Source organism: Streptomyces gobiensis (assembly GCF_021216675.1).
In the GTDB taxonomy this organism is placed as follows: Bacteria; Actinomycetota; Actinomycetes; order Streptomycetales; family Streptomycetaceae; genus Streptomyces; species Streptomyces gobiensis.
This window is the reverse complement of record NZ_CP086120.1, coordinates 3,644,051-3,661,841: the sequence shown is the minus strand read 5'-3', so window position 1 is coordinate 3,661,841 and position 17,791 is coordinate 3,644,051. Positions and strand designations below refer to the sequence as shown.

General features: G+C 68.4%; 16 protein-coding genes. 6 read left to right on the top strand and 10 right to left on the bottom strand.

From position 1 onward, the window contains the following. Positions 1-20 precede the first annotated feature (20 nt). Positions 21-1,334, bottom strand: a complete 1,314-nt coding sequence (locus test1122_RS17135) for a DUF6716 putative glycosyltransferase (protein ID WP_232270040.1) — start codon at positions 1,332-1,334, stop codon at positions 21-23. A 187-nt stretch (positions 1,335-1,521) separates the two neighbouring features. Here test1122_RS17135 and test1122_RS17130 point away from each other — a divergent pair, with 187 nt between their 5' ends. Together test1122_RS17130 and test1122_RS17125 are read left to right on the top strand one after the other, a co-directional pair. Next, positions 1,522-2,523, top strand: a complete 1,002-nt coding sequence (locus test1122_RS17130) for a glycosyltransferase family 2 protein (protein WP_232270039.1) — start codon at positions 1,522-1,524, stop codon at positions 2,521-2,523. Continuing rightward, complete coding sequence (locus tag test1122_RS17125) at positions 2,523-3,818, top strand: hypothetical protein (RefSeq protein WP_232270038.1); 1,296 nt, start codon at positions 2,523-2,525, stop codon at positions 3,816-3,818. Before test1122_RS17130 ends, test1122_RS17125 begins: the two co-directional genes overlap by 1 nt. A gap of 204 nt (positions 3,819-4,022) precedes the next feature. Here test1122_RS17125 and test1122_RS17120 read toward each other — a convergent pair whose 3' ends face one another. Together test1122_RS17120 and test1122_RS17115 are read right to left on the bottom strand one after the other, a co-directional pair. After that, on the bottom strand, positions 4,023-5,480 hold the full coding sequence (locus test1122_RS17120; RefSeq protein WP_422396997.1) for an amidase: 1,458 nt from the start codon (positions 5,478-5,480) through the stop codon (positions 4,023-4,025). Further along, a complete protein-coding gene (locus test1122_RS17115; protein WP_232270036.1) occupies positions 5,426-7,006 on the bottom strand; it encodes an acyl-CoA mutase large subunit family protein in 1,581 nt (526 codons plus the stop codon). Before test1122_RS17115 ends, test1122_RS17120 begins: the two co-directional genes overlap by 55 nt. A gap of 499 nt (positions 7,007-7,505) precedes the next feature. Here test1122_RS17115 and test1122_RS17110 point away from each other — a divergent pair, with 499 nt between their 5' ends. Beyond that, entirely contained in the window at positions 7,506-8,144 is a 639-nt protein-coding gene (locus tag test1122_RS17110; RefSeq protein ID WP_422396996.1) for a L,D-transpeptidase family protein, read from the top strand. Positions 8,145-8,309: 165 nt separating this feature from the next. On the opposite strand, the gene test1122_RS17105 is transcribed toward test1122_RS17110, so the two are convergent. The 3 genes from test1122_RS17105 to test1122_RS17095 all read right to left on the bottom strand — a co-directional run bounded on the left by test1122_RS17105 (position 8,310) and on the right by test1122_RS17095 (position 11,104). After that, on the bottom strand, positions 8,310-9,527 hold the full coding sequence (locus tag test1122_RS17105; RefSeq protein ID WP_232270035.1) for a hypothetical protein: 1,218 nt from the start codon (positions 9,525-9,527) through the stop codon (positions 8,310-8,312). Further along, positions 9,527-10,174: an RNA polymerase sigma factor gene (locus test1122_RS17100; RefSeq protein ID WP_232271945.1), complete on the bottom strand. Its 648-nt coding sequence runs from the start codon at positions 10,172-10,174 to the stop codon at positions 9,527-9,529. The genes test1122_RS17105 and test1122_RS17100 overlap by 1 nt, the downstream gene beginning before the upstream one ends. Before the next feature lie 519 nt (positions 10,175-10,693). Then, positions 10,694-11,104: a PLD nuclease N-terminal domain-containing protein gene (locus test1122_RS17095; RefSeq protein ID WP_232271944.1), complete on the bottom strand. Its 411-nt coding sequence runs from the start codon at positions 11,102-11,104 to the stop codon at positions 10,694-10,696. Between the two features lie 369 nt (positions 11,105-11,473). On the opposite strand from test1122_RS17095, the gene test1122_RS17090 reads away from it, so the two are divergent. From test1122_RS17090 to test1122_RS17080, 3 genes are all read left to right on the top strand, one after another. Next, the gene (locus test1122_RS17090; RefSeq protein ID WP_232270034.1) at positions 11,474-12,964 is read left to right on the top strand and encodes an AAA family ATPase; all 1,491 of its coding nucleotides are present in this window, start codon (positions 11,474-11,476) and stop codon (positions 12,962-12,964) included. Positions 12,965-13,079: 115 nt separating this feature from the next. Beyond that, positions 13,080-13,673: a DUF4291 domain-containing protein gene (locus tag test1122_RS17085; RefSeq protein WP_232270033.1), complete on the top strand. Its 594-nt coding sequence runs from the start codon at positions 13,080-13,082 to the stop codon at positions 13,671-13,673. Positions 13,674-13,834: 161 nt separating this feature from the next. Then, positions 13,835-14,386: a hypothetical protein gene (locus test1122_RS17080; protein WP_232270032.1), complete on the top strand. Its 552-nt coding sequence runs from the start codon at positions 13,835-13,837 to the stop codon at positions 14,384-14,386. 87 nt (positions 14,387-14,473) lie between these two features. On the opposite strand, the gene test1122_RS17075 is transcribed toward test1122_RS17080, so the two are convergent. The 4 genes from test1122_RS17075 to test1122_RS17060 all read right to left on the bottom strand — a co-directional run bounded on the left by test1122_RS17075 (position 14,474) and on the right by test1122_RS17060 (position 17,784). Beyond that, positions 14,474-14,812 (bottom strand): L,D-transpeptidase family protein, encoded by a 339-nt coding sequence (locus tag test1122_RS17075; RefSeq protein ID WP_232270031.1) that lies wholly within the window; start codon positions 14,810-14,812, stop codon positions 14,474-14,476. A gap of 26 nt (positions 14,813-14,838) precedes the next feature. Beyond that, positions 14,839-15,696 (bottom strand): hypothetical protein, encoded by an 858-nt coding sequence (locus test1122_RS17070; protein ID WP_232270030.1) that lies wholly within the window; start codon positions 15,694-15,696, stop codon positions 14,839-14,841. Between the two features lie 568 nt (positions 15,697-16,264). Then, positions 16,265-17,194: a DUF6612 family protein gene (locus tag test1122_RS17065; protein WP_232270029.1), complete on the bottom strand. Its 930-nt coding sequence runs from the start codon at positions 17,192-17,194 to the stop codon at positions 16,265-16,267. A 185-nt stretch (positions 17,195-17,379) separates the two neighbouring features. Then, entirely contained in the window at positions 17,380-17,784 is a 405-nt protein-coding gene (locus tag test1122_RS17060; protein WP_232270028.1) for a type II toxin-antitoxin system VapC family toxin, read from the bottom strand. Between the last annotated feature and the right edge of the window lie 7 nt (positions 17,785-17,791).

Genomic DNA, 17,791 nt, shown 5'->3' with positions numbered 1-17,791 from the left:
GATGACGGGGGTGATGGGGGTCACAGCTGCCCCATACGGCGGATGACGGGGGCCACGCGCTGCACCCCGTGCCGGTAGGCGCCGCGGGCCACCTTGCGTACGGCGCCACGGGCGGCCCGGCGCAGGCCGGATGCGGACTCGGCCGGGGAGCCCGCGCGGGGCGCGCCGTCCGGGCCCAGGCCATGGCGGGCGAGCACACCGGGGAGATAGCCGGGGGCGGTGACCGGGGTGTAGTAGGGGGCGATGGGCGGGAGTTCGTCCCGGCTCAGCAGCTCGGCGAGCCGCTTACGGGCGGTGTCGAAGGCGGCTTCATACGGTCCGTGGGTGGCGACACCCTGACGGGCCGTCCACTCCGGGTCGGCCATCGGGAGATGGCCCTCGTCGAGCCGGTCCCAGGAGGTGAGGCAGCCGGAGCCCAGAAAGTGGTGGTTGCCGAGGGCTTCGCGGATGCCGAGGTCGGTGAGGATGGCGGTGGGGATGGCGCGGTGCAGTGACTCCAGGGCCGCGGTGGAGCTCACCGTGACCAGCAGGTCGGTACGGTCGAGGACGTCGCCCATATGTCCGTAGACGAGCTGGCAGTTGTCCGGCAGTCCGCCGGGCAGCCGCTCGGCGAGCTTCTGGTACGGCTGCTCCTCGATATGCGTGGTCTGCTCGCCGGGCTTGCTGCGGAGCTTGATCAGCACCTCGCGGTCAGGGAACGCATGGGCGTGCGCGGCGGCCCGGCGCAGCAGGTAGAGCCGGTCGGCCCGGCTCGCGGGGACCGAGGGCTGGACGGCGAAGGTGACCGTGTGGGGCCGGTCGCCGGAGGACGCGTACGGCGTTCCGCCCAGGAAGGGGAGCGCGCATTCGACGACGGGGGCGGTGCTGGCGCCGACGCCCGCGTAGACCTCGCGGAAACGTTCGGCGTCATAGCGGGAGTTGGCCAGGACCATATCCGCGCCATTGCGCAGCAGCAGCCCGTCGGCAAGCTTTTCGTAGACCACTCCGACATATCCGGTGACAACCACCGGGCGGCGGGTGCGGCCCCGCCACTCATGCGCCAGACCGTGCAGCATCGCCTGGACGGTGCCGCCCACGCAGGAGATCACCACCACGTCATACGGCGCCGCCCCGGTGAGGAACTCGGCCGCCGTGACCTCGCGCAGGGACGCGGCGTGCACTCCGACCTCGTCGAGCTGGCGGGCGGTGGGTGTGGCCCGGCCACGCAGCAACAGCCCGTCGATCCGGGCGTTCTGAGCGTCTGGGGCGAGGCGGTGAGCGGTGAGCGCGCCCCATTTCCAACGGGTGTCGGAATCGGCGAGCACCGCTATCCGCGGAGTGGTACGTGATGGCACGTCCCAGACGTTAGGAAGCCATGTGGCTGCACGGCCCAACGCCAGCACAACATACGGTTAACAGCGCACCGACGAATGACCAACCGGCCCATTAGGCATTGGAGTTCACCGCCGGGACATGCGGAGTTCACTCAGGTGCCGAAAATCAGTAAAGCCGCATGCCGAACGGCCATCTACCGTCCCCCGTGTGGTTAAGCTCTCCATTATTGTGCCGTTCTACAACGTGCACCCCTATGCGCCGGACGCACTGCGCAGCCTGCGGGCGAATGCCCGGGACGACTATGAGTTCATTCTGGTCGACGACTGTTCGACGGACGGGACGACGGGGCTCCTGGAACGCGCCGCGCGGGAGCTCCCGGGCGCGAGACTTCTGCGGCGCCCACAGAATGGCGGAATCGCGGCCGCACGCAATACCGGACTCGATGCGGCCCGGGGCGAATTCATCACGTTCCTGGACGGCGATGACTGGCTGGCCCCCGGTTACTACCCGGATCTGGTCGCCGCGATCGAGGAGCTGAGCTGCGATTTTCTGCGTACGGACCATGTGCGGTGCACCGGCCCCGCCCGCATGGTGACCCGGGCGCCGCACGGGCGGCGCGGGGCGGTACTGGATCCGCGCGACGCGATCCTCCCGGCGGGGCGCACCACATCCGTTGACTACTCCTACGCCTGGGCGGGTATCTACCACCGCCGGCTGCTGGATGACGGACTGCTGTACTTCCGGAACGGTCTGCGGACCGCGGAGGAGCGGCCATGGATCTGGCGGCTGCACCGTGAGGCCACGTCGTTCGCCGTGGTCGGACTGCTGGGCGTCTTCTACCGCCGAGGGGTGTCCTCGTCCCTGACGCAGATCGGCGATGAGCGGCAGCTCGACTTCATCCGGGCGTTCGATCTGCTGATCGAGGAGACCGCCCGGGACCGGGAGGCAGACGCGCTGCTGCCCAAGGCGGTCCGTACCTACTGCGCGATCATCCATCACCATCTGGTGAACGACCGCTATGAGCCCCGTATCGCCCGCAAGGCCCGGGAGCTGAGCGCCGCCGCGCTGCAACGGCTGCCCTCGGCTCTGGTGAGCGAGGCGCTGGGGTCCATGGATCTGGAGCGTGCCACACGGCTACGCCGACTCGACCGACGCGACCGGTTCTCCCGGTTCTCCCGGTTCCGCCGACGCCCGGAGGTGGCGGCCTGATGGCTCTGCCGCCGACCAGCACCCAGCTTTTCACCGCCGCGACCTTCCGCGCCGCCGCGACCCTGGCCGCCGCGCTTGACGCGGGGCTCTTCCCCAGCACCGGCCAGCGGATCCTCGTTGTGTCCCACCACGCCGCCACCCCCGAGGCCTCCCCCGCCCTCGACACCCTGCCCGGGTTTGCGCGGCTGCGCGGGCGATTTGACCGGGTGGTGTCCTGGAATGAGACCATCCGTCCCTTCCATCCGGGCGGCTGGGAGCCGCGTCCGGGCGACGTCCCCCTGTGGGAGCGGCAGCTGCGGCTGCTGTGGGGGCTGGGGAACACCCCCGTGGAGCTGATCACCGAGTCCCCCGCGCAGCCGCTCGCGCAGCTCTTCCCGGATGCGCCCGTCGATGTGTACGCGCCCGGTCTGGCCGGTTACGGTCCCACTCCCCACAAGCTCGACGGGTTCACCGGGACCCGCGTCGGGCGGCTGCTCCACCTGGATCTGCTGCCGGGAGTTGAGCCGCTGCTTCTCACCGAGTTCGGCGTGCCCCCCGAGCCCATCCCCGGCAAGGCGTTCCGCGGTGTGCTGAGCGAGCTGGCGGCACCGGAGGCGTCCCGAGTCCAGACCGGGGGCGAGGGCGAGGGCGAGGGTGCCGCCCTGGTGATCGGGGAGTGTGCCGGGCTGCGGGCCGCGTATGAACTCGGGCACCGGGACATCGTCGCCTTCCGGGCGGGCCCTTCAGCGGCGCTGAAGAAGGAAGCCGGGGAGCTCGGCGTCAGGCTGACGGTGGTGGCGGAGGAGGAGGACCAGGCCGCTGCCCTGCCCGAAGTGCTCTATGAGCGGCTACGTCCCCCGGTGGTCATCGGGCGGCCTACCACCGCCCTGCTGATCGCGCACTGCCTCTACGGCCTGCCGGTCATCCGGACCGGCACCGAACCGCTGCTGGGCGAGCTGACACCGTATGAGAACGGTGACCGGATACCGCTGACGGTGGCGGACGCGCTGCTGCCCGGAGTGCGCGAGCCACGCCTGTACGAGGACCCCGCCCAGCTCGGCGGTCTGCTCAGGGCCGTCGCCTTCTGTATGCAGCCCACGGTGCACCCGGCGTCCCGCGCGGCAGCCGAGCGCTATCTGTCCGCTCAGCTCACACCACGCACCCGGCGATACTTCACCCAGCGCCGTTTGGCCTCCCTGGGCCTGCCCGGTGGCCTCCCCTCCCGGCTCTCCTTCCTGGCCCGCAGCCCCGCGCTCCGCCGTACGGTCCGCAGGGCACGCGCCCTGCGGACGGGACGGCGGACGGGACGGAAGTAACCGTTCAAACAAGCGCTCAGACAAGCGCTCAGACAAGAGAGAGGGGAGACACCGCCGGGCAGTTGCAGTGTGCTGCTGTGCACAGATCCACTGCGGCGAGGGGGCGAAGGACTGCCCTTTGGTGTCTCCCTACAGCCATCAGTACGCAGGCGGGATCGGAGGCGTTCAACGCTTCTTCTGAGAATCTGAAAATCCTGAGAAGACTCATTCCCACCGGGGCCAGTGGTGCTGCCAGTGCTGGTCGGCCTCCAGCTGAGCGGCGAGGGAGATGAGGAGGGGTTCGCTGTTCGCGGGGCCGAGGAGTTGTGCGCCCAGCGGCAGGTTCTGCGGGGTGCGGCCCGCCGGGATGTTGATGCCCGGCCAGCCCAGGACGTTCCAGGGCCAGGCGTACGGACAGTGGGCGATCATCGTGCGGTCCGTCTGCCAGCCGGACAGTCCGGCCAGTGCGCCGATGCGGGGTGGCGGGGTGGCCGTCGTAGGGGCGAGGACCACGTCATAACGGCGGAAGATCGCGCCGACGCGGCGGTGCAGCGGGGCCTCGGCGGCCCGGGCCAGCCGGAGGACGGGGCCGCCCAGCAGGCGGCCGGTGCGGGCGGCGCCGCGCGTACGGGGGTCCAGCAGCGCCTGGTCGGGGGCGCGTTGGGCCCAGCTCCGGACGCCGGCCGTGGCGCGGGGAACGAAGGTGAGGCCGATGGGGCCGTAGTGGGGGTCGGCTTCCGCCACCTCGTGGCCCAGGCGCGCCAGGCGTTCGGCGAGGGCGGTGACGGCGGCGCGTACGAGGGGGTCGAGCTGCTTCGGGGTGGCCGTGAAGGCCATCCGGGTGGAGAGCGCGATCCGGAGCCTGCCGGGGTCGCGGGACGCGGCGGCCAGCGCCTCGATGGGTGGCGGCCTGTGCAGGTCGCCGTCCACATTGCCGTCGGCCACATCCAACAGCAGCGCGGCGTCGGCGACGGTACGGGCCAGCGGGCCGTGGCAGGTGATGCCGTTGAAGGCCTCCGGGTCCGGCCAGGTGGATATCCGGCCGCGCTGCGGCTTGATACCGACCAGATGGCACCACGCCGCGGGGATACGGACCGAACCGGCGCCGTCCGAGCCCAGCGCGGCCGGGACCAGACCGGCGGCGACGGCGGCCGCGGAGCCGCCCGAGGAACCGCCGGGGGTGTGGCCCGTATGCCAGGGGTTGCGGGTGGCGCCGAAGGCCGGGCCCTCGGTGAAGGGCCACTGGCCCAGCTCCGGGCTGTTGGTCTTGCCGACAATGACCGCACCGGCCGCCCGAAGTCGCCGTACGGCCTCGGCGTCCGCCGTCTTGACCGGGAAGTCACCGGGGCAGCCGAACGCGGTCGGCTCACCGGCGATATCGGTGTCGTCCTTGACCGCGACCGGCACTCCTAACAGCGGCAGCCGCTCCCCCGCCGCCAGCCGCCGGTCGGCGGCGGCCGCTTCGGCGGGTGCCGTTTCGGTGCGCAGGACCTTGAAGGCGTTGAGCGTGGGCTGGCTGGCGGAGATACGGGCCAGGGCCTCGTCGACGAGTTCGCGGGCGGTGACCTCACCGGCGGCCAGTGCCCGCGCCTGCTCCGCGAGCCCTGTCCGCCCGGTCCCCTGCCCGGTCACAGCGCGTCCACCGGGACATAGGCGCCCCAGATCTCGCGCAGGGTGTCGCATACCTCGCCGACCGTCGCCCTGGCCTTGAGGGCTCTCTTCATGGGATAGAGGACATTGCCGGTGCCCTGCGCGGCCTTCGTGAGCTCGGCGAGTGCGGCGTCCACCGCCGCCTGGTCACGCTGGGCGCGCAGCCTGGCGAGCCGTTCGGCCTGTTGCCGCTCAATGGCCGGGTCGACCCGCAGGGGGTGATACGGCTCCTCCTCGGCGAGCTGGAAGCGGTTGACGCCGACGACGACCCGCTCGCCCGCCTCCGTCTCCTGGGCGACGCGGTAGGCGCTTCGTTCGATCTCGCCCTTCTGGAAGCCCTGTTCGATCGCGTTGACCGCGCCGCCTCGCTCCTCGATCCGCTGGATGAGGTCGAGGGCGGCCCGCTCGACGTCATCGGTCATGGACTCGATGGCGTAGGAGCCCGCGAAGGGGTCGACGGTCGCGGTGACGTCTGTCTCATGGGCCAGCACCTGCTGGGTACGCAGCGCCAGCCGGGCGGACTTGTCGGTGGGCAGGGCGATGGCCTCGTCATAGGCGTTGGTGTGCAGCGACTGGGTACCGCCCAGCACCGCTCCCAGGCCCTGGATGGCGACGCGCACCAGGTTCACCTCGGGCTGCTGTGCGGTCAGCTGCACCCCCGCGGTCTGGGTGTGGAAGCGCAGCATCAGCGACTTGGGATCGCGCGCGCCAAATTCCTCCCGCATGAGGCGGGCCCAGATCCGGCGGGCCGCCCGGAACTTGGCCACTTCCTCCAGGAATGTCGTACGGGCGACAAAGAAGAAGGAGAGCCGGGGCGCGAAGTCATCCACGTCCATACCGGCTGCGATCGCCGTACGGACGTATTCCATACCGTCGGTGAGGGTGAAGGCGATTTCCTGCGCGGGCGTCGCCCCGGCCTCGGCCATGTGGTAGCCGGAAATCGAGATGGTGTTCCACTTGGGAATCTCGGCCTTGCAGTACCGGAAGATATCCGCGGTCAGCCGCAGGCTCGGCTTGGGCGGAAAGATATAGGTGCCACGGGCGATGTACTCCTTGAGCACATCGTTCTGGATGGTGCCGGTGAGCTTTCCGGACGGAATGCCCTGCTCCTCAGCGACGAGTTGGTAGAGCAGGAGAAGCAGCGCGGCGGGGGCGTTGATCGTCATCGAGGTGGACACCTGGTCAAGCGGAATCCCGCCGAACAGCACCCGCATGTCCTCAATGGAGTCGATGGCGACCCCGACCTTGCCGACCTCGCCATGGGCGATCGGCGCGTCCGAGTCATGGCCCATCTGGGTGGGCAGGTCGAAGGCGACCGACAGGCCCATGGTGCCGTGCTCAATCAGCTGCCGGTAGCGGGCATTGGACTCGGTGGCGGTGCCAAATCCCGCGTACTGCCGCATCGTCCAGGGACGGCCGGTATACATGGAGGGGTAGACACCGCGGGTGAAGGGGTACGAGCCGGGCTCACCCAGCTTCTCGGCCGGGTCCCAGCCGGTCAGCGCGTCCGGCCCGTAGACCGGCTCGATCGGCTGCCCGGACTCCGATACGCGTGCCATGGCGGTCCGCCTCCCGTTTCGCCTCGCCCATGCGCTGCGCCCATGCTCTGCGCGCCGTTGCTGCGCCCCTTCGCTGCGGACTGTAGCGCGACGTTGCCCACAAGGGTTACGGGCGAGTATCGACCGGCGGGTCAGGGAACCGATAGGGGGCACAGGGCGTCTGCCTGGCCGAGAGAGCGGGGATGCAGGGGGAGCTGGAATGACGGGGATTCCGAACAGACGCAGTCGGACACTGGGGACGCTGGCGGGGCTCGCCGCGCTGGCGCTGACCGTGGGATGCAACGCGCGGGCGGCGGACAACGGGGCATACGGCAAGGACGGAACGGCTCTGTCCGCGAGCACCAGCCCGGCCAGCCCGATGCCGGCACCGCCGCCGACACCGGCACCAACGCAGCGGCGGACACAGCCGCCACCACAGACACCTCTCACAGCGCGACCAGCGCAGACGGAGCGGTCGGCACCAGCGCCGACGCCACCGAGGCCAGCACCGACGCCCGGTATGAAGAACGTCCCGCTGCTGACCAACGGCAGCGAGGGCGAGGCGGTGCGGGAGGTGCAGGCACGGCTTCAGCAACTGGGGCTGTTCAACCGCAATGCCACGGGCTACTACGGGTCGTTCACGGCGGCTGCCGTACAGGCGCTGCAGAAGAGGCAGGGCCTGGCACAGACGGGGACGGTCACCGAGGCCACCTGGGCAGCGCTGCGGAAGCAGACCAGCGAGCCGACGCGCGAACAGCTGTACCCACAGACGAGCTTCCCGGTCGGCAATCCCGATCCGCGCTGTCTGTCCGGCCGGGTGCTGTGTATCAGCAAGGAGAGCCGGACGCTGGCGTGGATGGTTGACGGCAAGGTCATCTCGGCGATGGATGTGCGCTTCGGCTCGCAGTACACCCCGACCCGGGAGGGCACCTTCAAGGTTGACTTCAAGAGCCGACACCATCACTCGACTCTCTACGACACCCCGATGCCCTACGCGATGTTCTTCAGCGGCGGCCAGGCGGTGCACTACTCCGCGGACTTCGCGGCGACCGGCTACAACGGGGCCTCGCACGGCTGCGTCAATGTCCGGCAGAAAGAGAAAATCGCCCAGGTCTTCAACGCGGTGAAGCCGGGCGACAAGGTCATCGTCTACAGCTGAGCCCTCCCCGGTCAGGGGGAGAGAAGAAAGGGCGCGGGCGGAATCGGGGGAACGTATCCCGCCCGCGCCGTCGCGCGACCCCGTAGGTACGGGGGGAACCTCGGGTGGCGCGCTCGCCGATGACCAGTCGGCTCACTCTTTACTGCGCCGGGCCCGCAAAAAGTGTCACACCTTGGAGCGCGGAGTTTTTTCCGAGCCGGGCGCGGGGGTTGTGGGCTCCGGGCTCGCGCCCGGCGCGCTGGCAGGGTCACTGGCAGATGCCCTCCTGGGGCCGCCCTTGTCAGCGCTCTTGGCGGCACTCTTGGGGCCGCCGCGCTGACCGGCGCTGGCGTCACCACGGTACGTACGGCCCTGACCACCACCGTGCCGGGCACCCTGGCCGCCAGCGGCGGGGCGGCCAGCGTCGCCACCGCCTGGGCGGCCGCCGTTGCCATGTGCCCGGTCGGAGCGAGCCTGCCTGTCGCCGCCGCTCTCGCCGCCGCGGGCGTCACCGCGCTCGCCGCCGCCTTTGTTCTCGCGCTTCTTCTCGCCTTTGTTCTCGCCCTTGGAGCCGCCCGAGTCGCCGGTGTTACCCGAGCTCCCCGAGCTCCGCGAGTTTCCCGAACCACCACCGTGCTGCTGGCAGAAGCCGTGCACCTTGGTGGAGCCGCCCGCCGCCTCTTCCAGGCGTCTGCGCTCGCTCTCGTCGATCTTGCCGTTCGCATACGCCTTGCACAGGGCGGCCAGCACGGCCTTGTCAGGCTTCCCGGAAACCAGCGGCTTACCGTTCTTACCAGCGGCACCGGGCTGCTTGCCGTCCTCATCGCGGTCCGCACCGGCCGCATCACGGTTGTCACCGTCGGCGGACTGACCAGAGCCCGCGGATTTCTTGTCCGAGTCCGGATCACCGTCCGGGTGCGTATGTCCGCCGTGCTGCCCGGCAGAAGCGCTCGGCCCATGGGGGGCGGACTGCGGCGTACCGTTTCTCGGCCCGTCCGGCAACGCCGTGCTCGACGCGGGCTTCGCGCCGCCACCGCCGCCGAACGGCGAAGGCAGCGCACCGGTCGTGGCGGCCACCGCGACCCCGCCGATCGTGCAGCCCACCAGTGCCACAGCGAGCCCCGCCCGCAGCGGGCGGCCGGACAGCCGCAACGCGCGTAGGCCCCGCCCGGAACGCGGCTCCAGACCACCGCTGTGCACTATCTGGCTGCGGGCGTCCCGGAAGGCGACCAGCGCGGCGGCCTCGCCGGGGAGCTCACTCTTCGAGGGGCAGGTCACCGCGATGTTTTCGAGGGCTTCCGCGAGTCGTCCGGCGTACTCCGCCGCTGCGGCATCGACCGGCTGCCCGCGCAGCAGCCGCTCCGCGGCCTCCTCATCCAGCCAGCTATACCGGTCGTCGGCCATCACGTTTCCCTCAGCGTCCGCGCGGCCTTTTCCGTCACACCACAAGATTGGTCCTGCCGCTGATCAGGAATGGTCCCATCCGCCCCATCGGCCTCGTCATGGCCGTCCAGTAGCTCCGCGAGCTTCCGCAGTCCACGGTGCGCCGCGGTGCGGACAGCGCCCGCCCGCTTGCCCAGCACCTGTGCCGCGCTCTTGGCGTCCAGCCCGACGACCACCCGGAGGACCACCGCCTCGGCCTGGTCGCGGGGCAGCTGGGAGATCAAGGCCATGGTGCGTCCGGTGCCCAGCGCCTCCAGCGCCTCATCGGCAGTATCGGCGCCATCGGGCATCCCGGTCAGCTCGCTCTCGTCCCCGCCGCTGGCCGGACGGCGGCCCCGGGCACGGATGTGATCCAGGGCACGGTTGCGGGCGATCCGTGCCGCCCAGCCCCGGAACCGGTCGGCGTCGCCGGAGAAGCGGCCGAGGTCGCGGGCGATCTGGAGCCAGGCCTCAGAGGCGACGTCCTCGGCGTCGGCATCGGGAACCAGAGTCCGTACATAGCCGAGCAGCCGGGGATGGACAGCGCGATAGACGGTGCGGAAGGCGGACTCGTCCCCCTTCTGCGCCGAACGCACTGCCGCGGTCAGCTCCGCGTCGTCCCCCTGCACGCTGTCGTCCTGCCCTACCTCGCGACGTGGTGGCCCGATCACGCCCCTGGCCGGGCGCGCCATCCTGTTCAACCTTCGACCATTATCGATGCAGAGCAGAACCGTACGGCCTAGGGTGCACCCACGTCCATGCCGGACCGGCCAGTAGATGTACTTGCATCTGTACGTGCAGGTGTACTTGCAGCCTAGCTCGTAGCTGCGGCGTAACACATTGTGGGCTCCTGGCGCTGAGTGGAGTACGGACCTGCCTGTGCAGTCCGTACTCGACGACGGCCGGGGTCTCTCCTGTGGGGGGTGGCGACCCCGGCCGTCTTCGCTTGTCCGGGATCGCGGACCCCTGGGCCCCTCCGGCCCCACCTCTTGCACATTTCTCTCACGTCAAGACCGCCAACCGGTTCACATCCCCAGAGTCCCTGCACACCCTCTACCTGCTCCTTCACGGCCGCACCCCCACCCGGGGGCATAACCGCCACGAGGGGCGGAGCCAACGGCCCCGCCCCTCACCAGCGACAAACAGCCTCAACTCTGGGAGGACTTACCCTCCTCCGTCCCGTCATCATCACGACGAAGCCGCTCCTCGCGACGGCGCAGATCCGCTTCCCAGTCCTTGAGCAGCCTCTCGTCCTTCTTGTTCTCCTCGCGGAGCGACTTGAGGAAGTCCGGGTTGTCGTCCGGAGGCACTGGCGTGGGGCCGTAGTTACGGTGCCACTCCGACGGAGTGCTGCCCTTCTTCCCCACGGACCCACGGCGCTCCTTACCCACCGCGAGCCAGGCGATGGGACCGATGAGCACCTGACCGAAGAGCAGCACGATGATGACCCAGACCACCTTCGGCAGATGCCGGACCTCCTCCTCCGGCGTGAGTACGCAGTCGATAAAGGCATAAAGCCACAACACCAGGATGAGGAGGAACGGCAGATATCTGAGCACAGCAAGCGCCCCCAAGAGCTCTGAGTAGGGCGCGGAACCGCGCCGAGGACAACGCCAGATTAGTCGCGGACATGCCATCCCCCACCACCGGGGTCGCCCCCTCAACTGCGCGAAAACCGCATCCCATTCACCGTCCTCAACACTCCCACCGGGCGGCCTGCAGATCAGCGAGGTTCTTACCGCAGTGACGAAGTCACTGCGGTCGCCCCCAAGGTAGACCAGGACCCGACGGGACTCGATCCGTACGTCGCCACCGACGTCCCTGGTGGAGCTGACCATCAGGTCATCACGCCCGTGTCCCGGGACATGCGGGCTCGTTCTTAGAGGTGTACTTCTTAGAAGTACACCTCTAAGAGACCGGGAGGTCGTATGGCTCGGCCCGCAGCGCAGGACCTGCCCAAACCGTCGGACATGTTCGACCGGGAGTGGGAGTGGAGCGAGCTGACGGCCTTCGCGACGGGTGCGGGCGCCGGGCCACGTCTGGGGGTCATCTCGGGGCGGCGTCGTCAGGGAAAGAGCTTCCTGCTCCAGGCGCTTGCCGAGGCCACCGGCGGGTTCTACTACGCGGCCGTCGAAGCCTCAGCAGCCGAATCACTGCAGTTGCTCGGCGACGCGGTCGCCCGCTACACGGGTGCCGCCGTCCCCCATCGGCCGGCGAGCTGGGAGGAGGCACTGGAACTGCTCTTCGATCTGGCGGCGGACCGCCCTGTCCCCGTAGTGATCGACGAGTTCCCCTACCTCGTACGGAACGCACCCGCTCTGCCCTCACAGCTACAGGCGGCCATCGGCGTGCGATCCGGCCGCCATCTGCGGCGGCACCCGCGCATCCTGCTGTGCGGCAGCGCGATGTCGTTCATGGGCGGGCTGCTGTCCGGGACATCACCCCTTTATGGCCGGGCCGGACTCGACCTTGTCGTGCACTCCCTCGGCTACCGGGAAGCGGCCGAGTTCTGGGGCATCGACGATCCACGGCTGGCCGTCCTCACCCATGCGATCGTGGGTGGTACCCCCGCGTACCGCCAGGAGTTCGCCGACGACGACGTACCCGAAGGGCCGGACGACTTCGACGCCTGGGTCTGCCGGACCGTGCTCAACCCCGCCCGCCCCATCTACGGCGAGGCCCTGTTCCTGCTGGCAGCCGAGCCGGACCTCCGTGACCGCTCCCTGTACCACTCCGTCCTGTCCGCAGTGGCCACCGGCAACCACACCAGCGGGGGCATCGCCAGCACCGTAGGCCGCAAGGCCACCGACATCTCCCTCCCCCTCACGGTCCTGAAGAGCTGCGGCCTCCTCACCGCCGAGCCGGACGCCTTCCGCAAGAACCGCACCACGTACCGCGTCGCCGAGCCACTGATCGCCTTCCACCACGCGGTCGTACGCCCCGAGTCCGCCCTGCTCAGCCGCAGGCGCGGCGCCGCCGAAGTCTGGGAACGCAGCCAGGCCACCTTCCTCAGCAAAGTCGTGGGCCCGCACTTCGAGCAGCTGTGCCGCGAGTGGGTGGAATGGCACGCGGACCCGGCCACGTTCGGCGGCATGCCGATCCAAGTCGCTTCAGGGACAGTCGCCGACCCCGAGGCCCGCACCAGCCACGAACTCGATGTCGTCGTCCACGGTGCCATCGACCAGGACCAGGGCATCCTGCTCTCCGTCGGCGAAGCGAAATGGCACAAGGTCATGGACCTGCCCCACCTCGAACGCCTCCGCCACATCCTGAACCTGCTGTCCGCCAAGGGCGTGGACACGAGCCACGCCACCCCCGCCTGCTACAGCGGCGTGGGCTTCACCCCGGACCTCCACGCCGCCGCCGACCGCGGCGAGGTAAGCCTCGTCGACCTGAACCGCCTCTACAGCGGCTCGTAGCGGTCCGAAGGCGGCGCTGCGGGCTCGAGAGCGGATCCCGCCCCGCCCACCTACAGCAGACGGGTACGCCATAAATCAATGGTTTGCCCACGGCTCCTGGGTCAGCCTGGCGGCCATGGAAGAACAGAAGCACAACGTCCGTGCCCTCCACACGACATCCACGGTCACCGTCTACCAGGCGTACGACCCGCACATCGGCCTTCCCGCAGCGCGCGACGGCCGCTTCCCGGCCGCCTGGAAGCGAGACCGGATGACCTGGATCAAACCGTCATTCCTGTGGATGATGTACCGCTGCGGCTGGGCCACAAAAGAGGACCAGCAGACCGTCCTGGCAGTGGAGATCACCCGAGAAGGGTTCGAGTGGGCACTGCGCCACGCATGCCTGTCGCACTACGCACACGGCCTGCACCCCGACCGTGCCGCCTGGCAACGAGAGTTGAAGCGCGCCCCGGCCCGGGTGCAGTGGGACCCCGAGCGTGACCTGCACCTGCGGCCGCTGCCTCACCGGTCAATCCAGCTCGGCCTTTCCGGCGAGGCGGCACGCCGCTACGCGGACGAGTGGACGGTCACCATCACCGACGTGACGGCCCTCGCCCATGAGATCCACACCTTGGTACGCCACGGCGAGCTGGACGCCGCAGCCGGGCTGCTCCCCGAGGAGCGCCCTTACCCAGCTGGGGATGGTCTCCTAGCCCACCTGCGCCCATAGTCCACACACATCGCCACCGCATCGCCGCCTTCGCCACCCGCCGTCCACACTGCAAGATCGCAGCGGACACGCTCACCGCCATCACCGCACCGGTACGAGGAACGCGAGGAAGCCGCCCCGCTAGGGTGCGCTGACAACATCTCGCGAGTGGGGGTACCGGTATGCCGGAGCTGCAGGGCAGCTACAGAGTGCACTTCGTCCTGGCATTGGCTCTCTGCGGTGCGGAACTGCTGCTCGTGTGCGCGACATGGCTGCCCGGCGAGCCGGTCGTACCGTCGGGGCTCGTGATCGGCTTGTTCATCCTCGTCTTCCCGGTCTTCGCTTCCGCCCTCATCCGCACCCTCATTTCTGGGGTTGGGGCTGTGCTGATGGGCCCCGAAAACGCCGGACGGCTCGTCAGGTACGTGGGGCTCCTGCCACGCGTAATGAAGTTCACCTATGGGCTCATCCTCTGCTTGGCGGTCCTGGGCATCGCGACCGCGGCCAGCGATGCCCAGGATGCGCACGCCGACGAAGACGGCTACTACTACACGCGCTGGAACAATGACACGAGGCAGAGCGAGCGAGTGCCGCTCACCCGGGACGAATTCCACCAGGCGCACAAAGACCAGAACCGCATCTTTGCCGCAGGTCCGGCCCTCTTCTACGGCATGAGCAGCTTCCTCGTCCTCGCCTCCGCATCAGCGACAGCCGGTACCCGATCAGCAGCGTAGGCAGCGTCCCGTCACCCTGGCGGAGCGCCCCGATCCAGGCCCGGCCATACACACCGGGGTGTGCTGCCGGATCCCGGCAGACCCGGTTCAGTCGATGGCGATCCTGGGCTTGCTGCCCGGTTTGATCCAGCTCATGATCCGGTCCATCGTCGCGCGTGGGACCGAGACACAGCCTGCGGTGGCGCCCCGCCCGTTGACGTGCAGGAAGATGCCGGCGCCGCGGCCGGGGACGGCTGGCCACCGGTTGAAGTTGATGACAAGCGCCTTGGCGTACTGAGTCGGGTAGTTGATGAGGTGCTCGCTGCCCCGCTCGCCCTCTTCGGTCAGCGGGAAGTCCGCGCCCTCCTCGGTGTGCATCTGGTTGTAGAACTTCGATTCGGGGTCCTGGACCCACCAGTGGCTGTCATTAATGACGGTGTACGGCATGGCGGTGCCTCCGGATACGTGCGCGGCTAATTCGCGATGCCGTCGCCCCGGCAATCGCGGCAGTAGCCAGGTGTGGGGGAGCGGAAGGGCCGGTCGCAGCCGGGGCATTCCTGGAGGAGGACGGGGAGTGATGTGCGGCTGGGTGCGAAGGGGGCCGGGCCCTGGGGTGGGATGAGGGTGCGCAGGCGGTAGGCGAGCAGGCCGACCGGACGGCCGCCCTTGAAATGATCGGGCAGGCCGGTGACGAGGGCGTCGATGATCTCGGTGGGCCAGGCGCCACGGTCGAACCAGGCGTCGACGTCCGGGCCGAGCTGGTCGATCTCCCGCTGGGAGAGGCTGAGCCGGGGGTCGTGCGTGCGCAGAGCGGCCAGGACCCCGATGGCTGGCTGACTGGCCCGCTTGGGCTCGGGGTCGGGCTGCGTTTCGCTCTCCGGCTCCGGATCGGGGTCCCGCTGGGGCTCCGGCTCGCACTCGAGCGTGGGTTGCGGCTCGGGCGTGGGTTGCGGCTCGGGCACGGGCGGAGCCTCCGGTTCAGCCCCGGCTCCCGCTCCCGCAGGGGCGGCTGGGTCGTCGTAGACGAACGTTCGCGTACGCAGCCGACCCTGCTCGCCCCGCTCGATCCGGCGCTCCAGCCAGCCCTCGGCCTCCAACTCGTTCAACGCCCGGGAGATCCGGGTCTCCCCCTCGTCGAAGTGGTCGCACAGCGCCTCGATGGTGACAGGCCGCCCGTCCTGAACGGACATGAGGTACACGGCGACGCCGACGGTCACCGCGCTGCCGGGGCGCTGGGCCAGCCGGTTGGCCAGGATCGTAAATTTCTCGGTCAGCCGCGACCGGACGTGGATCACTCCGGAGGCAGGCACGTTAACCTGGGCTACAGCCATCGGGAAGCTCTCTTCTTCCTGATCGGTCAGGCCCCTTGCCCGGGACGGCAATCCCGGCTTGGGGCCGTACTTGTGTGGTGTTGTCGTCGCCGAACGTAACACCCTCAAAGCCACGTTCGCCCCCAAGTCACCCGTCCGAGTGACGACTTGCGGAGGGTGGGTGGGATGGGAGGTCCTGTCCCCCAGTCCTTACCTAAGCCCCCCGACCCACCGGCCCCCGGCCCACCGGGACCTGGCCCGGCCCCACCGGTCCCCGGCCATCCCGGATCCGGCCCGACCTGCGACGACACCCCTCCCGGAGCGGTGTCCGGGTCCGGGCCTTACGGAGAGGGTTCGAGGTAGAACGAGATGTCCGAGCAGTCACGGGGAGTTGAGTGCCACCGCCTGCGAGGTCGACCACCCAACGGGAAGCCGGGACGGCCACCAGGCGGGATGTTGGTCGGCGCACAGGCGGCCTCCCAAGCGGGACCCGCCGGAATGTGCCAGCGACCCATTGCGGGCCGGAGCAGGACAACGGCAACAGTCAACGCTGCGAGGACAAATAGGGGTGCCATGTCTCCCTATGTTGTCAATTCACGCCTGCGGGAAGCTTGATAGCCCCGTCAAATACGCCCTGCATCTCCTCTTTTACGTCCTGCTTGTAAGTAATGCTCTGACCCCCATAGGGGATGAGAAAGCTAATTTTTAGCTGGTGGGTTTTTATCTGGTGCGTTTTGGCATCCAAGACTAGTGTCTCTTCCAGCCGGGACAGCGTGAGCTGCGTTTTATTTACCGGAACCCCGGCCTTTTTGAGTTGCTCCAAGGTGGGTTCCATTTCCCGCACCGCCTTCTCTACGAAGGCCCTATCCTGGACCTCCGGCAACTTCTTTGAAGAAACGCCGACTTGGAGTTGAACCTCCCCGTCTCTCTTCGCCAAGGTGACATCATCCGCCGATCCCTTCAGGTACTGACGGAAGGCTTCGATGGCCATCACTGGGTCTTCTACTTTGTTCTTCGTCTCTGGATCGGAGAGGGGGCTTTGTTTCCAGCCTTCGCCTCCTTCTCTGATGTAAGCTGTGCCGCCGATCACAAAGATCTCTTCCGGCTTGTTTTTTCCTTTGCTGGTGGTGATGGTCCCTTGTGAATGAAAGGCTTCAGGCTCCTGGGTTCGTTTTACCGTGGCTTTGTAGGAAGCCGTGTTCTCTTGCCCTTGCAGGACGAGACCCTCGTTTCCCTTCACCCTGAACATCCAGCCCTTCTCTCCTCCCATCGCCTCTTCAGCGCGGTCAAGAAAGTCTTCTGGAGTCTTCGGCTCCGATATTTGCTCTTTCTTCACTTCGGGGATTTTCGACTCAGCTGGATCCGCTTGGTTCTCTTGCGTGGAGCAGGCGATCAGCGAAAAAGAAAAAGGGAAAACCAGCGCGACGAATCTGAAGCGGATGTTCATTCCATGCCCATTCTTTGCCCGGCGTACCATCTGGTACGTGCGCTGGATGATACAGGAGAAATAGGCGAACACCGCGTGCCGCCACCATATTGACGTCTGGATCCACATGGCCCCGCCGACTACGCGATGGTATACGCATTACTGAAGGAAATTTCGCAGTCAGGTCTGTATTCGACAACAAACCGGCGTTAGTGCCTATCTGCCGGAATCCGCGATCGTTGCATCAGTGATGCCGCCACCGAACCATGCCCGTTGGGCTATTCCTCGCCGAGGATGCGGAGGTCGTAGTGGTCCTTAAAGTAGGCGTAGTCCTTGAGGTTCAAGGTAGCCAGCGGGAGGTCGTAGGCAAGGCAGCAGGCAGCGACCCACATGTCGTTCGTCGGCTGTGGCCGCCCGGCCTTCCTCCCAGCGGCGGACAGCTTGCCCCAGGTTGCGGCGACAGCTTCGTCACCGGGCAGGACAGGGATACCGGAGAGCCAGTCGGCGAGCTCCTGGCGGCGACGATTGCCCCAGTCACGAATTTCCATCCACTGTGTGAGCTCGCCGAAGGTGACGAAGCTGATCAGCGGCTTGCGGCCGATCAGGCGAGTGGCCAGCGGGCCAGAAAGCTTGCCCTTGTGGGCGAGCGAGGCGACGTCGGTGTCGAGGACTACGGGTTGCATGGCAGTC

What these genes read in the sequence shown, in the direction of transcription:
- test1122_RS17115 (WP_232270036.1), bottom strand. Translation starts at nt 7,006, where the DNA reads ATGGCACGCGTATCGGAGTCCGGGCAGCCGATCGAGCCGGTCTACGGG.
- test1122_RS17105 (WP_232270035.1), bottom strand. Translation starts at nt 9,527, where the DNA reads ATGGCCGACGACCGGTATAGCTGGCTGGATGAGGAGGCCGCGGAGCGG.
- test1122_RS17085 (WP_232270033.1), top strand. Translation starts at nt 13,080, where the DNA reads ATGGAAGAACAGAAGCACAACGTCCGTGCCCTCCACACGACATCCACG.
- test1122_RS17060 (WP_232270028.1), bottom strand. Translation starts at nt 17,784, where the DNA reads ATGCAACCCGTAGTCCTCGACACCGACGTCGCCTCGCTCGCCCACAAG.
- test1122_RS17070 (WP_232270030.1), bottom strand. Translation starts at nt 15,696, where the DNA reads ATGGCTGTAGCCCAGGTTAACGTGCCTGCCTCCGGAGTGATCCACGTC.
- test1122_RS17125 (WP_232270038.1), top strand. Translation starts at nt 2,523, where the DNA reads ATGGCTCTGCCGCCGACCAGCACCCAGCTTTTCACCGCCGCGACCTTC.
- test1122_RS17080 (WP_232270032.1), top strand. Translation starts at nt 13,835, where the DNA reads ATGCCGGAGCTGCAGGGCAGCTACAGAGTGCACTTCGTCCTGGCATTG.
- test1122_RS17075 (WP_232270031.1), bottom strand. Translation starts at nt 14,812, where the DNA reads ATGCCGTACACCGTCATTAATGACAGCCACTGGTGGGTCCAGGACCCC.
- test1122_RS17110 (WP_422396996.1), top strand. Translation starts at nt 7,506, where the DNA reads ATGAAGAACGTCCCGCTGCTGACCAACGGCAGCGAGGGCGAGGCGGTG.
- test1122_RS17090 (WP_232270034.1), top strand. Translation starts at nt 11,474, where the DNA reads ATGGCTCGGCCCGCAGCGCAGGACCTGCCCAAACCGTCGGACATGTTC.
- test1122_RS17120 (WP_422396997.1), bottom strand. Translation starts at nt 5,480, where the DNA reads ATGCGACACCCTGCGCGAGATCTGGGGCGCCTATGTCCCGGTGGACGC.